Source organism: Phormidesmis sp. 146-20 (assembly GCF_052939475.1).
Genome location: NZ_JBJPHT010000089.1, coordinates 1 through 13,404 on the forward strand (window position 1 = coordinate 1; position 13,404 = coordinate 13,404).

The window sequence follows — 13,404 nt, forward strand, 5'->3', positions numbered from 1 at the left end:
TTGCTCTGCATCCCCGTCCTCAAGGAGCGGGGCTTTCCGCAAAATCTCGGTAAAACCGAGAATAAAATCAACCCAGCGAGACCCAATATTACCAAAGCTAAATCGCGCCATCAGCACCGTAGACAGCCCGCTTTTGTAAGCAATGTAGCCCAACGCAGAGCAGTAGAGACCCAAAATCAGATTTCCGATCAGAATAATGCTGATTAAGTCAGGCGCAAATCGAAACGCCGGGCCAACCTTTCCCCCCGCAAACAGCGTCGTCGAAGTCAGCGCAAACCCCATCAACAAGGGAGCCAACGACCAGATCGATCGCCGCTCACTCCACGGCACCGGACTCAATGGATAATCTTCTTCAACCAGAGACTTTGCAGCCGTCTGCGATTTAATGGAGCTACTCATAACACCCACATTCCAGCGTTAAGGATGGGTGAATTTTCGCATTCACCGCAGGGTTGAAAAGTATTACAAGTGACTGTTTTTTGAGTTGCTTTCTCAGTACGGCGATTATGTTATTTTAATCATCCATTTGTGATTTGCTGATTGTGGGAGCATTGGCAAAAACACCCCCACCTTGTTGACCTAAATGATCCCAAATTGGATTACAAGCTTGCCGTTTTTCCGGTTTCTGCCTGTGTCTCGATCGGTTGCACGTTGGTATAGCCCATTCCACTCGCAATCTCGCGCAATAACGAAATTTGTTCTTCAAACTCCAGGGACTCGATCGCGCCCAACGCATTGCTTACCGCCTCAGAGGGACTGTAGCCTTCGGGCATTCCGACCACCGTTTCTCCCATTGCTTGGGCCCAGGCGTACCAGACCATCAGTTGGTTATTTTCCTTAAGCGCTCCGTAGGCGTGAGAATATTCGGTATCCGCTCGATTTACGATGTCACGCATCACATTCATCTGATTGTCGTGAGAAAGATTGTAAAACTCTTCCATCAAGATCGGCGCTAATTCTGGCTCGGTGGCCGCAGGAGCCGCAGGCGTGACCGACGCTCCCATTTTTTCATAAACGTAATACAGCAGCGCTAACTTATCGTCAGTGCCCAACTTGTCATAGGCGGCGATCGTCTGTTGGGTTTTTTCGTCCAGATATTCAGAACGCACCGTGTTTTGGTTTGCAGACTGAGCCATGAGTTATCTCCAAAAAATAATTCGTATTCATTAAAGAGGTATCAGGCTTTACAATTCATCGTCGCCCATCCTCCGACCGAAGTGGAGTCTCTCTTACGAAAGAGGTTCAAGATCTGCCCTCAGACGGTTCAGAACTACGGGGATCACTCTGCTACGGTGACAGCATCTCAAGATAGTTAGCCAGCGATGGCAGTCAAGAAATCAATAACAGGAGTTTTTATGTCAGATATTAACAATGTGAACCAAACCTACGACGCTCAACAGGCTGCCGAAGAAATTGCCGAAGGCGATCGTCCCGCTCCCCAAGTCGATGTCTCTAGCGACTATGAAGCCTCCAAGGAATACAGCGTCAGTGAAGTCGATCGTACGGGCGAGGGTCAAGAAGCTGCCGAAGCGGCCACCGCTCCCAAATTTGAAGTTTCTCAGCCCGAAGCAACCAAGTTCACCGCAGAACCAACGGGCGACCCCAACGACTATCTCGACATGGCTAAAGACGTTAGCGGCACCAGTGGATCGACTGGAAATGTGAGCGATGATCTGGTCAAGAAAGCGATCGAGCTAGGACAACCCGGACAATAAAAAATCGTCACTTCGAGAATGCTTCACTACGTCGGTAGCAGAATCGCGATCGCCCCCTAATTCCCTCACCTGCGGATGACTTTGAACCGGAAATCCTGTCCGAAAGTCCCCCAGAGTAGGGGGTTGGGGGGCGGAAGCCTTGAACACCGAAGTGAAAAACTTCATTCAATCAACAGTGCCACCCATCGTCATTTGGGTTCAAGAAAATCGAACTTTTTGTTGTTCTTGCTGTTCAAAAACGTGGCTTGCGTCCAGTAATTCGTTCTGGTTACATCAGTTTAATGAAGGGCGGCTACTCTCAAATTGGCGACTTCGACATCGAGCAAATCTTGGAACAGGGCGGTACTGAGATAGCGTTCTCCAAAACTCGGCTGAACCATCACAACTAGTTTTCCTGCATTTTGGGGACGTTTGGCCACCTGGATTGCAGCACACAGCGCAGCCCCCGAAGAAATGCCCGACAAAATCCCTTCTTCTCGCGCCAGACGACGACCATAGGCGATCGCGTCCTCATCCGCAACCTGAATCACTTCATCGATCAAGTCCACTCGCAAAACCTTGGGCACAAATCCCGCTCCGATACCTTGAATCTTGTGAGGCCCTGGCTGTCCGCCCGACAAAACGTGACTATTCATCGGCTCGACCGCTACAACCTTAAAGTCTGGTTTGCGCGGTTTGATGACTTCAGCCACTCCGGTGATGGTTCCCCCGGTGCCAACGCCTGCGATGAGGAAGTCGATCGTGCCATCGGTATCGCGCCACAATTCTTCTGCTGTGGTTTCTTGATGGATTTTGGGATTGGCAGGATTCTCAAACTGTTGAAGCATGTAGGCTTCTGGTACAGCAGCCACAATGTCATTAGCGCGCCGAATCGCCCCTTTCATACCTTCGCTGCCGGGGGTGAGTTCTAGCTGTGCACCGTAAGCTTTTAGCATGGCTCGTCGCTCTTGACTCATCGTTTCTGGCATCGTCAAAATCAAGCGATATCCTTTTGCAGCGGCAACCATCGCCAGTGCAATTCCCGTATTGCCAGAAGTTGGCTCGACTAAGATTGTTTTTTGAGGGTGAATTTGTCCAGCGGCTTCGGCAGTCTCGATCATGCTGGCCCCAATCCGATCTTTGACCGAAGAAGCGGGATTCATGCCTTCGAGTTTGACGACGATTTGAGCGACACAGCCTTCTGCTTGAGGAATACGATTGAGCCGAACGAGGGGAGTTTTGCCAATCAGTTCGGTAACATTGTTTGCAATGTGCATAAAGTTCTCCTGAGAACGAGTAGCGGGCGACCTTGAAGCGAGAGGCTGAATTTTCCGCCCTAGATCTGAGTATAGTACTCAATCTCGATAGGCTTTATGAACTTCGGAGGAATTTAAGAAAGTTTAGGAACGATCGCTCCGATTTAGCCTAGATCATCACTCTGCAAACAGCCTTTCTTTAAGCCAGATGCCTGCTTTGGCGTGGAGATAGCGAGGATCTGGGTGAAGAGCGATCGCTCGGTCATAACACTGTAAAGCATTGCCGTAAGCCATCATTTCAGTCAAAAGCAGTCCTCGATTAAACCAGGCTTGATGATCAGTGGGCGAAATGGCAACAGCGCGATCGTAAGCTGCCAGTGCTTCTCCGGGTCGCTTTAGTCCACATAGCGCATTTCCTCGATTGTTCCACGCTTTGTTATTGTTGGCGTTGAGGGCGATCGCTTGATCAAATGCAGCGATGGCGGCAGCAAATTCTCCTTCTACACAAAGGGCACAGCCTCGTCGGTTCCAGTCTTCTATACAGGTTGGGTCATGAGAAGTCATAGTGACAAGTTTAAGAAAACAGTTGCAAAAAGAATGAGAGGTCTTCGATCGTGCAAAAAATGTCCTGAATTTGCAATCCATCCTTTGACTGACAACCGACTTGGGGAATTGGTGGTGAGACAGTCAAAAAATCATGGCAAAATCAGAGTGAAAGCCGTTGTTATCCAGGATGTTGCATGTTGACTTCGACTGACTTTAGCGGACTGTTTAATCAGCGTTTCTTAAATAACTTTTTTCCGATTCCGGCAACGAGTTCTCTAGCGTTGGGTTCAGTGACTCCCAGTTTTGATTTATTGGATGTCAATCACGATCGCTCTGTTAAGTTATCCGATTATCAAAACGATCGTCCTGTGATTCTCGCCTTCACTCGCATCTTTACCGAAAAGCAGTATTGTCCGTTTTGTTTTCCTCACATCAAAGCGTTGAATGAGCAATATCAGCAGTTTGTCGATCGCGGTGTAGAACTGTTGTTAATCACCAGCACTGATCCGGCTCAAAGCAAAAAAGTCGTTCAAGATTTGGGGCTAAAAATGCCGTTGTTGACCGATTCTAGCTGTCGAGTGTTTCGAGCTTATCAAGTGGGTCAAGCGTTGGGTGCGCCCTTACCTGCTCAGTTTGTTCTCGATCGTTATGGCATTCTGCGCTACAAACATCTTTTCTCATTCTTGGATCACAATGCCAGCGTCGAAACGTTGTTGAGTGCGATCGAGTCCCTCTAAAACTAGACAAACTGCTTCGATTTAGCCGCCTTTATCTCGGCAAATCAGGGCAGACAAACTCTTGTTGAACAGCAGTCAGCGTGATGGTTTGTTTTTGCTTATTGGGAACTAAAATTTGTTGAAGTTGTAGTGTTGTATCAGTTAGTTGAGCGATCGTTGCAGTGTAAGTCAGTTGTCCATCTTCAACCACGCGCAAAACACGAGGGGCAGCTTTGTCGATCGTCCAGGTTGAAATTCGGTAAGTCTCGACACAAGAGGTCTGGAGAAGGGTTCCGTTAGGCAAAAAGACATAAATGCTTCCCAATGCTGGCTTTGAAGGTGCCTTTGTGACCCGCCAAACTCGACTAAAAAGCTGCGTCAAATGATTAGCACTTGTCTTAGGCGGAGAGGCGGCGATCGAGGCTGACGGCTGTAGGTTTTCTGCAATAGCCGATTGCGAACAAGTCACTACCATCACTAAAAAGCTAATAGGCAACGGTAAAAGATATTTGATCATAATGTTGATTAACCCTGTTTTGTTAACTTAAATTTGATCTATTTTTTTTGCTTCGTTGTCTTAGACTTCTGCCTTCCAAACCTCCAATTCTGGGGACTTCCGGACTTTTGCCCTCAACCATTCATATTTGGACTCAGCGATGCCCAAAAATTCATAAGATCTCAGAATTCAGAAGTTGAGAATACACACTAATTCTTTCATCCCTCATCCCTCATCCCTCATCCCTCATCCCTCATCCCTCAAATATTGTTCATATCCAATCTCATCCAATTTTGCTTGTTTCTTCATCACAGTGTCAGCAAGACTTTGACGATAATTTTGCACCTTTTGTAAAAGCTCTGAATTGTGAGTTGCCAAAATTTGTATCGCTAATAATCCAGCATTTCTGGCATTGCCGATCGCCACCGTCGCCACCGGAATTCCAGCAGGCATTTGCACAATTGAATATAAAGAATCCAACCCTTGTAAATGACGACTCGCCACAGGTACGCCAATCACAGGTAAAGGAGTCAGTGCGGCCACCATTCCTGGCAAATGAGCCGCCCCCCCTGCCCCGGCTACAATCACCTTAATTCCTCGCTGGTGTGCTTGTTTGGCATAGTCCACCATGTGATCGGGCGTGCGATGCGCCGAGACAATTCTCACTTCATAAGAGATATTAAATTCTTCGCAAACTGCGATCGCGCCCTGCATCGTCGGCAAGTCAGAATCGCTGCCCATAATAATGCCAATTAACGGCTGAGTCATGTGATCGGAGTCCGGTAAACTAAATGAGGTTTTGAGAGGCTGAGAAATGAATCCGGCGATCGCGTCCCACCCTAACCTGGATATTATCAATGCTCGGCTCCCCGGATACGAAGGATTGCAGGTAATCTCAATTATTCAAGGCGTGATTCGCAAGATTGCGCCTCTTCAAAATCGAGAAGTCTCTGCGATCGCTCAGGTTCTCGATGTCGAAGGCGATTGGCTGTCACTGGGCGGAGTCGATTTGCAGATCAACGGTGCCTTGGGGCTAGCCTTTCCAGACCTCAATTCTGAGAATGCACACCAACTAGACACGATCGCCCAATTTCTCTGGGAGCAGGGCATCGATCAATTTTTACCCACGATCGTCACCACATCAGTTGAAAACATTCAGCGATCGCTGTCCACAGTTGCCCCTCACGCCTCACGCCTCACCCCTCACCCCTCACGCCTAATCCCCGGCATCCATCTAGAAGGCCCCTTCCTCAACCCCCAAAAGCGAGGCGCACATCCAGCCGAATTTCTCCTGCCTCTGACCGTTGAGCAGATCAAGCGAGTGTTGGGAGATTATGCCTCCATCGTCAAGATTGTCACCCTCGCCCCCGAACTCGACCCCACTGGAGACGCGATCGCCTACCTCCGTTCTCTAGGAATCATCGTCAGTTTGGGCCATTCTCAAGCCACCGCTGCTCAAGCACAACAGGCATTTATTCAGGGTGCATCAATGGTGACTCACGCCTTTAACGCCATGCCCAGCTTGCATCATAGAGAACCAGGGCTTTTGGGAGCAGCGATTGTCCATCCCCAAGTGCAGTGTGGTCTAATTGCCGATGGTCAGCACGTTTCGCCAATCATGATGGAATTGCTGCTCAGAGCCAGTTGCGGCATTTTTTTGGTCAGCGATGCGCTCTCCCCGCTCGGCTTACCCGACGGACGCTATCCCTGGGACACTCGCCAAATTGACGTGAAAAATGGCACCGCTCGACTCCTGGATGGCACACTCTCCGGCACCACCCTACCGCTTTTAGTCGGCGTACAAAACCTGGTGAAGTGGAGAATTTGTCCAGTTGAGCAAGCGATCGCCCTGGCAACTCTGGCCCCCAGACGAGCGATTCAGCAAAACGATGGGTATCTTAACCAACCTGCACATCTGTTGCGCTGGCACCTAGACCTGATCACAGACGAATTGAAATGGTGGAGATTATAGAAGTATACGGAGCCACCGCACTCAGCTATTTGTATGATTTTTGTGTGACAGATTGATTTCTGGCTGACTTGAACCATTTTCGGTTTTGGGCTTGCCTTAGACTGCACGTTAAGGACAGCATCGGGGCGAGTGGCAATCCCCTGTGAACAAAAAAGGGGCACTTTTTTCGTGCCCCCAAGATACTCAGATTGACTTGTCAAAGCAAAAGTAACCTCACTGTCCACCAGCTTTCTAAATAGACATGGGCGAGATGTCTAAGCGGTGGCCATAGGGATTTTGCCTATCCGTAGGATAACTGAGAAACGTCAGGAGTAGTGTGAGCTACATGAAAATTTCATGAAAGCGAAACTTCCTTCGTAGCTAAATCAGATAGGTCAATCCTAAATCAAATATTTGTTAGATCGTTTTGCGCCTGATGCGTGAAGCGATTTTATTTTGCAAGTTATGCGTCCAAGTCACCCAAATAAAGATTTAAGCAAAAAATAAAACTTGTGACAGATTCTCGTTTGGTTGGGGGACGATCGAGTAATACCATTAACCTGTTGGGACTGACACAAAGTAGGAACATGAACGTAGTGGATGACAAAACCGTTGTGCGAGAGTATTTCAACCAGACGGGGTTCGATCGCTGGCGGCGCATTTATAGCGATGGTGAAGTCAACAAAGTCCAGCTAGACATCCGCAAAGGGCATCAGCAAACGGTGGATACGGTGTTGGGCTGGCTAAAAGAGGATGGCAATCTACCAGAACTGACGATTTGTGATGCGGGCTGTGGAGTCGGGAGTCTGAGCCTGCCGATCGCGCAAACTGGGGCAAAGGTTTTTTCGAGCGATATTTCCGAAAAGATGGTCGGAGAAGCGAAGGAATGCGCCACAGCTTTGGGTTTATCTAGCAATCCGACGTTTTTGGTGCAAGATCTGGAGGAACTAAGCGGTAAGTATCACACAGTAATTTGTCTGGATGTGTTGATTCACTATCCTGCTGACAAAGCGATCGTCATGATTGAACATTTAGCAAGTTTGGCGGACGATCGACTGGTTCTTAGTTTTGCGCCTAAGACGTTTTTGTTGACGATTTTGAAGCGAATCGGTGAGTTTTTTCCGGGGCCAAGTAAGACAACTCGCGCTTATCAACATCGAGAAGCAGAAATTGTCAAAGTACTAGAAAGCTGCGGCTTCCAAATTCAGCGAAATGCGATGACCAGTACGCGCTTTTACTTTTCTCGCATTCTAGAAGCGGTTAGAAAATAGTCAGCAAACGATCGCACGGAATGGAGTTTTATGGCTACACAAATTGTCCGACTCCATTCCTTGATGAATCGCTAATCCTCTCGGCTATTTCTTCTTTCTTCCTTTTTCTTTTTTGGCTTTTCCGTCCAGTGATCCCTCGATTTTGGCGTTGAATCCGTAAACTTCACGAGTCCCAGCGAGGGGCACTAAATTAATGGTGCGATCGTCTCCTGGCTCAAATCGGACTGCCGTTCCTGCGGGGATGTCTAGCCGCATTCCTCTCGCTTGTTCTCGGTCGAAATCTAGAGCAGAATTGACCTCATAAAAGTGAAAATGTGAGCCAACTTGAATGGGTCGATCGCCTTGATTTGCTACCTTTAATTGAAGGGTTTCTTTGCCTGCGTTGAGTTCGATTTCTCCGTCATCAATCAGCATTTCACCGGGAATCATACGCTGCTCCTAATTAAATCTATTGAATGGGATGATGAACGGTCACTAACTTTGTACCATCTGGAAACGTGGCTTCGACCTGCACTTCATGAATCATTTCTGAAATGCCATCCATCACATCTTCTTTAGTGAGCAGCGTTGTCCCATAGCTCATCAATTCTGAAACTGTGCGACCGTCTCTTGCGCCCTCTAAAATTGCAGCAGAAATGAAAGCGATCGCCTCTGGATAATTTAACTTTAAGCCTCGATCTTTGCGTCTTTCTGCTAATAGCGCAGCCGTAAAAATCAAAAGCTTATCTTTCTCTTGTGGGGTTAATTGCATGTTTATTCCGGTTGGTCACTATCGATAATGGCTTCTAGCTCGATTAAAAGATTGGGAAGATCCTCGATCACGGTGCTCCATACAACATCTAAGTTGATATCAAAATAGGCATGGGTGAGACGATTCCTCATTCCGATCACTTGTGTCCAGGGGATTTGAGGGGTTTCATTTTGGCGTTCTCTAGTGATGCGAGAAGCGGCTTCTCCAACAATTTCAACACATTTTACAAGCGATAACGTCAGCATTCGATTGGTTTCGAGATCATTTCTAGTGTGGCCTTGAGCAAACGCGATCGCTTCTTTAGCCGCTGTTCTCATATGCAATAAGCGAACTGAATCATCAATGAACATACTGAACTAAAGCTAAATCAAGAACTTTTTGCCGAAAATAATGACTCAAGTCTTCAGGCGTTCGCAAATCTACTTTACGACCCAGCATTTCTGTTAGCTCGATCTCCATTCCTGCTAATCGAATCAGTCCAGGAACATGATTCGATTCAAACTCGACCAAAACATCAATGTCACTATTAACATGAAAGTCATCCCGTAAAACAGAGCCAAACAAAGATAACTTTAGAATATGGTGCCGCCTACAAAAATCAGCAATTTTATCTTGAGGAATCTCGATCGGAAGTTTGCGCTTCATTTTAACCTCCGCTAAAGTTGCCAAACTCTGGGAATGCAAACCGGACGATCGCAGTAGAGTCCTCTGAGCGATCGCCAAACTTCTACAAACCATTGTCTTGCCTCCATTGTAGAGTGACCGCGATAGCGACACAGCAAGCCCGATATGAGACGAGTCACCCCTGCAAATTCGGGATTGCCTGTCCACAGCGATCGTGCCTTTTCGATGAATTCTGGCTCGACTGATTGCCCCACTAGCGCCAAACTGCCAATCACGGGGCAATTGTTCAAACCGTGGGGACTGGTGAAGGATTCTTCGCTGCCCACAAGCCTCTGACGATCGATCCACAGCGGCCGATCTTCTTGCCAGACTTCGGTGTGCGATCGCCATTCTCCTTCGACGAACTTCTCGCCTCTGGCGCTGCGTCCAAATCGGGTCAGATCCCAGCCTAACCAGCAAGCGCCTGGTGCTAAATCGACGCGCAGGTGTTGACGATAAATAGACTGATTGAAGACGATCGTTTCTTGAGGAAGCCATTCTAGACAGGCATCGGCATCTAGTCGAAGGTGCGTCGATTGTTGGGCGGGTTTGCCAGTGGTGCGATAGATTTTGGCGGCGGCGGCTGTGGTGATTAGCGCTCTGGAGGTGGGATGGAGTCGGAGATCACAGGAAAGGCGATCGCCGCCCACAAGTCCGCCTGCGGTATGGAGAATTACGCTGTGACAAACTTCGTCGCCTTCTGGATAAAAGGGGCGCTGTACTTTAAAGGGGGCTTGTCCGAGATTGCGGATTAGCTGAGTGGTGCCCTGGCGGTTGACAAATTCTAGGCAGAGGCGGCCGTGCCAATCGGTTGGGACATCAGTGGAAACGGGATGCGGTTGATTCACAAAATAAAGCGAGCTAACCCACCATTATTAGGCGTTGCTGATTGGAGGGATGAATCTGTGGGAAGTGTCCATCTTTTCGCCCCCTAAATCCCCCAAAATTGGGGGACTTTGAACCTTGGGGTTCCCGCCGCTTTGGGGCAATTCATCCCCTGATTCAGCAACGCCCATTATTATTTTGAAAAGATACCACTTTTAGGGAGTTTTGGTAGTTTGTCGGCTCTCATTTTGTAAGTGAGTTCTGAAACTTGTAAGTGAGTTCTGAAACTTGCGGTGGGGAGAGTGTCTTTGTGCTTGCTTTAGCCCTGGGCAACTATGGGGAAACTGTCTTCTACAGCCCATGTGAATTGATTAATAACGAATTGGCGTTGCTGATTGGAGGGATCGATCTGTGGGAAGTGTCCATCTTTTCGCCCCCTAAATCCCCCAATTTTGGGGGACTTTGAACCTTGGGTTTCCCTCTACTTTGGACAATTCATCCCCTGATTCAGTAACGCCAACGAATTAAATTTTGCACTTATACCAAATCAACCAACAAATGATACTCATAAAAAATCAGTTAATTAACCGATTTCTATCTCTTAGATTTGAAAAGAACCTATCAGGGAAGCCGTTTCAAAGTCCCCCAAAATGGGGGATTTAGGGGGCGAGGATCTGTATCAGTAACTAGTGGATTTGGTATTAGTCATTCCATGCATAGACTTGAAACCTGCTGTAGTGTCTTTCAAAGGACATCCAAACCCATCAATATTTTTGAGACTGCCAGATCTTGACAGGAACTTTTCAGTGAACTACTGTTATCGGAAGCAAGTCATATTGAAAATAATTGTCAATAAATGATGAGATTATCCAGGTGTCCAGGATTGGGGCTGAACAGCGAGAAAAAGAAGTCGTCTTGCTAAAGCGATTTATGCGTTTAGATGTGCTACTTCCGATAGTAGAGGTGACAGACGAGATAAAAGTTATTGCTGAAGAAGATACTCCGCCAGAGCCTCTTACCGAAGTGGATCAAGATGCTAAAGGCAGTGGAGATGGGGCAACTCAGTTTTCACTGTTCGATGCCAATCCGGGAACAGTTGCCAGTGACAAAGTTGTAGTGTTCGTCGAGTCTGATCCCATTGTTGCTCAAGTACCAGAGTTGCTCAAGTACCAGAAGTTGCCCAAATACCAGCCCCGCTCTCGACTTCGATCGTAACCCCAGAGGTGACTGATCCGATTCCTACTCCAAGCCCGTCTCCAAAAGCATCTGCTGCACCTTCTTCAAGTTCCTCTACGACCCCGATCGCTTCCAGTTTCGCAGGTCAGCCCAAATAGCTCAATCCATGCAGCAACCAGGAGCGTTTATATTTTGAGCTTGTTTCCGGTTTCATCGTTGTCTAATGCCTTCGACCTTCGGAAGGTGCAAGGAGTCGCGCTTCTAATCATCGGATTGTTGTTTACACTTGTGGTTGCTCTCGCACAGGGAGCCGTTCAACTCAGCCCAACTGAGGTTTGGCAAGCACTGTTACATCAAGGTAATCCAACCTATCAAACTATTATTTGGGACTTGCGGCTACCTCGAATTCTAGCAGCTCTGATTGTTGGTGCTGCCCTGGGAGTGTCTGGGGCATTGCTACAAGGAATGTTGCGAAATGGACTTGCTGATCCGTTTGTGTTGGGCATCTCAGCAGGGGCGGGACTGGTTGCGATCGCATTCATCACATTAGGCGTTTTGCAAGCCTGGATTCCATTAGCCGCTTGGGTTGGTGCCATTATTACCGCCGCTTTAGTTTACCTTCTAGGCTACACAGGTTCAGGCATCTCAACTGAGCGATTAATTCTCGGCGGGGTCGCGTTTAGTTCGCTGTTTGGAGCAGTCCAGGCAACTTTGTTGTTAATGGCAGAAGACGGACGGGTGCAAGCAGCGTTGAACTGGTTAATCGGCAGTTTGAATGGTCGCGGTTGGACAGAAGTGAATTCGGTTGCACCTTACATTGCGATCGCACTCCTGATTGGATGCTCTTTTGGACGATTGATCAATGTGCTGAACCTGGGTGACGAGCTAGCGGTGGGATTAGGCATTTCGGTTAGTCGATCGCGCTTGTTGATCGGAGCCATTGCCACCTTATTAACGGCGAGTGCAGTCAGTATGACCGGATTAATCGGGTTTGTCGGATTAGTTGTGCCGCATGAGGTTCGGCTACTCGTAGGAACCGACTATCGTTGGGTCTTGCCACTATCCGCGATCGCAGGTGCCTGGGTACTCACATTTGCCGATTTGTTAGCTCGACTGGGAACTGTAGAATTGCCTGTGGGGGCGGTGACTGCACTGCTGGGATCACCGTTGTTTATCTGGTTACTGTATCGCCGTTCTGCTGGAGTCGCACGGTAATGCTAATCAACTTTGATCCTTTTGCCTTAGAAACGCGATCGCTCTCTGGCGGCTACCACGATCAGCGAATTGTTGAAAACATTGAACTAGCACTTCGGGGTGGAGAATGGTTGAGTCTAATTGGTGCCAATGGCTCTGGGAAGTCAACCTTACTGAAATTAATCAGCCGAATTTTACGCCTGCAAGATGGAGTCGTCTTGCTTGATGGGAAATCGATTCATCATCAGCCTGCAAAGCTAGTAGCTCAAAAGTTAGCACTCCTACCACAACAGCAAACGATTCCGGATGGATTGACCGTACATCAGCTTGTGAGCCTGGGCAGAACACCGCATCAATCCTGGTTGCAGTGGGAATTAAATCGAGAAGATCAACAGAAAGTAGAGATCGCCCTGCTGCAAACTCAGATGGAAAAGTTTCGCGATCGTGCTGTTCAAGATCTCTCTGGAGGTGAACGTCAACGTGCATTTTTAGCAATGGCACTTGCTCAAGACCCTAAAGTATTGCTGCTTGACGAACCAACCACTTATCTAGATATTCGCTATCAACTAGAATTACTCGACCTGTTAAAGCATCTCAACCAAGAACGCAAGCTGTCGATTATCACTGTGTTGCACGAGATCAACTTAGCGGCACGGTATAGCGATCGCTTGGCAATGTTAGATCAAGGACAGATTTGGGCGATCGGGTCTCCAGAAACAACACTAACGCCTGAAAATTTATTGCAAGTATTTGGTGTAGAAGCTGTTGTGATGGAAACGCCAGTAGGAATACAAATCTGTCCGCTGGCTGCTGGGTATGTCAATAGTTTTGTGTCAAAGGTGAAAAGTTAGAGGGGAAATCGGTC

Annotated in this window: 18 protein-coding genes; 7 read left to right on the plus strand and 11 right to left on the minus strand. The window is 47.9% G+C overall.

Annotated features, from left to right (window positions below):
- The coding region (locus ACKFKH_RS32640) for a cytosine permease (protein WP_446862560.1) at nt 1–399 on the minus strand (399 nt) is incomplete at its 3' end.
- 200 nt (nt 400–599) lie between these two features.
- Complete coding sequence (locus ACKFKH_RS32645) at nt 600–1,136, minus strand: orange carotenoid protein N-terminal domain-containing protein (protein WP_446862561.1); 537 nt, start codon at nt 1,134–1,136, stop codon at nt 600–602.
- 219 nt (nt 1,137–1,355) lie between these two features.
- Here ACKFKH_RS32645 and ACKFKH_RS32650 point away from each other — a divergent pair, with 219 nt between their 5' ends.
- Entirely contained in the window at nt 1,356–1,715 is a 360-nt protein-coding gene (locus tag ACKFKH_RS32650; RefSeq protein WP_446862562.1) for a hypothetical protein, read from the plus strand.
- A 278-nt stretch (nt 1,716–1,993) separates the two neighbouring features.
- On the opposite strand, the gene cysK is transcribed toward ACKFKH_RS32650, so the two are convergent.
- On the minus strand, nt 1,994–2,971 hold the full coding sequence (cysK, locus tag ACKFKH_RS32655; protein ID WP_446862563.1) for a cysteine synthase A: 978 nt from the start codon (nt 2,969–2,971) through the stop codon (nt 1,994–1,996).
- Nucleotides 2,972–3,127: 156 nt separating this feature from the next.
- Nucleotides 3,128–3,514, minus strand: coding sequence for a tetratricopeptide repeat protein (locus tag ACKFKH_RS32660; protein ID WP_446862564.1), 387 nt, complete (start codon nt 3,512–3,514; stop codon nt 3,128–3,130).
- A 176-nt stretch (nt 3,515–3,690) separates the two neighbouring features.
- On the opposite strand from ACKFKH_RS32660, the gene ACKFKH_RS32665 reads away from it, so the two are divergent.
- A complete protein-coding gene (locus tag ACKFKH_RS32665; RefSeq protein WP_446862565.1) occupies nt 3,691–4,233 on the plus strand; it encodes a peroxiredoxin family protein in 543 nt (180 codons plus the stop codon).
- A 31-nt stretch (nt 4,234–4,264) separates the two neighbouring features.
- Here the strand turns inward: ACKFKH_RS32665 and ACKFKH_RS32670 are convergent, their stop codons facing one another.
- Together ACKFKH_RS32670 and purE are read right to left on the minus strand one after the other, a co-directional pair.
- Entirely contained in the window at nt 4,265–4,729 is a 465-nt protein-coding gene (locus ACKFKH_RS32670; protein ID WP_446862566.1) for a hypothetical protein, read from the minus strand.
- Nucleotides 4,730–4,954: 225 nt separating this feature from the next.
- The gene (purE, locus tag ACKFKH_RS32675) at nt 4,955–5,476 is read right to left on the minus strand and encodes a 5-(carboxyamino)imidazole ribonucleotide mutase (protein WP_446862567.1); all 522 of its coding nucleotides are present in this window, start codon (nt 5,474–5,476) and stop codon (nt 4,955–4,957) included.
- 46 nt (nt 5,477–5,522) lie between these two features.
- Between purE and nagA the strand changes: the two genes are divergently transcribed.
- Together nagA and bchM are read left to right on the plus strand one after the other, a co-directional pair.
- On the plus strand, nt 5,523–6,680 hold the full coding sequence (gene nagA, locus ACKFKH_RS32680; protein ID WP_446862568.1) for an N-acetylglucosamine-6-phosphate deacetylase: 1,158 nt from the start codon (nt 5,523–5,525) through the stop codon (nt 6,678–6,680).
- A gap of 491 nt (nt 6,681–7,171) precedes the next feature.
- Entirely contained in the window at nt 7,172–7,930 is a 759-nt protein-coding gene (bchM, locus tag ACKFKH_RS32685) for a magnesium protoporphyrin IX methyltransferase (RefSeq protein WP_446862569.1), read from the plus strand.
- Nucleotides 7,931–8,014: 84 nt separating this feature from the next.
- Here bchM and ACKFKH_RS32690 read toward each other — a convergent pair whose 3' ends face one another.
- Genes ACKFKH_RS32690 through ACKFKH_RS32710 form a run of 5 tightly spaced genes read right to left on the minus strand, consistent with a single transcriptional unit; the run spans nt 8,015 to nt 10,192 of the window.
- Nucleotides 8,015–8,359 carry an urease subunit beta gene (locus ACKFKH_RS32690; protein ID WP_446862570.1) on the minus strand — a complete coding sequence of 115 codons (345 nt, stop codon included), beginning with the start codon at nt 8,357–8,359 and terminating at the stop codon, nt 8,015–8,017.
- 19 nt (nt 8,360–8,378) lie between these two features.
- On the minus strand, nt 8,379–8,681 hold the full coding sequence (gene ureA / locus ACKFKH_RS32695) for an urease subunit gamma (RefSeq protein WP_446862571.1): 303 nt from the start codon (nt 8,679–8,681) through the stop codon (nt 8,379–8,381).
- A 2-nt stretch (nt 8,682–8,683) separates the two neighbouring features.
- On the minus strand, nt 8,684–9,031 hold the full coding sequence (locus ACKFKH_RS32700; protein WP_446862572.1) for a HepT-like ribonuclease domain-containing protein: 348 nt from the start codon (nt 9,029–9,031) through the stop codon (nt 8,684–8,686).
- Nucleotides 9,021–9,326, minus strand: a complete 306-nt coding sequence (locus tag ACKFKH_RS32705) for a nucleotidyltransferase family protein (RefSeq protein ID WP_446862573.1) — start codon at nt 9,324–9,326, stop codon at nt 9,021–9,023. The genes ACKFKH_RS32700 and ACKFKH_RS32705 overlap by 11 nt, the downstream gene beginning before the upstream one ends.
- Nucleotides 9,327–9,337: 11 nt before the next feature.
- On the minus strand, nt 9,338–10,192 hold the full coding sequence (locus tag ACKFKH_RS32710; protein WP_446862574.1) for an urease accessory protein UreD: 855 nt from the start codon (nt 10,190–10,192) through the stop codon (nt 9,338–9,340).
- Between the two features lie 850 nt (nt 10,193–11,042).
- Between ACKFKH_RS32710 and ACKFKH_RS32715 the strand changes: the two genes are divergently transcribed.
- The 3 genes from ACKFKH_RS32715 to ACKFKH_RS32725 all read left to right on the plus strand — a co-directional run bounded on the left by ACKFKH_RS32715 (nt 11,043) and on the right by ACKFKH_RS32725 (nt 13,390).
- Nucleotides 11,043–11,384: a hypothetical protein gene (locus ACKFKH_RS32715; RefSeq protein ID WP_446862575.1), complete on the plus strand. Its 342-nt coding sequence runs from the start codon at nt 11,043–11,045 to the stop codon at nt 11,382–11,384.
- Between the two features lie 153 nt (nt 11,385–11,537).
- A complete protein-coding gene (locus ACKFKH_RS32720) occupies nt 11,538–12,560 on the plus strand; it encodes a FecCD family ABC transporter permease (RefSeq protein ID WP_446862577.1) in 1,023 nt (340 codons plus the stop codon).
- The gene (locus tag ACKFKH_RS32725; RefSeq protein WP_446862578.1) at nt 12,560–13,390 is read left to right on the plus strand and encodes an ABC transporter ATP-binding protein; all 831 of its coding nucleotides are present in this window, start codon (nt 12,560–12,562) and stop codon (nt 13,388–13,390) included. Before ACKFKH_RS32720 ends, ACKFKH_RS32725 begins: the two co-directional genes overlap by 1 nt.
- Nucleotides 13,391–13,404 lie beyond the last annotated feature (14 nt).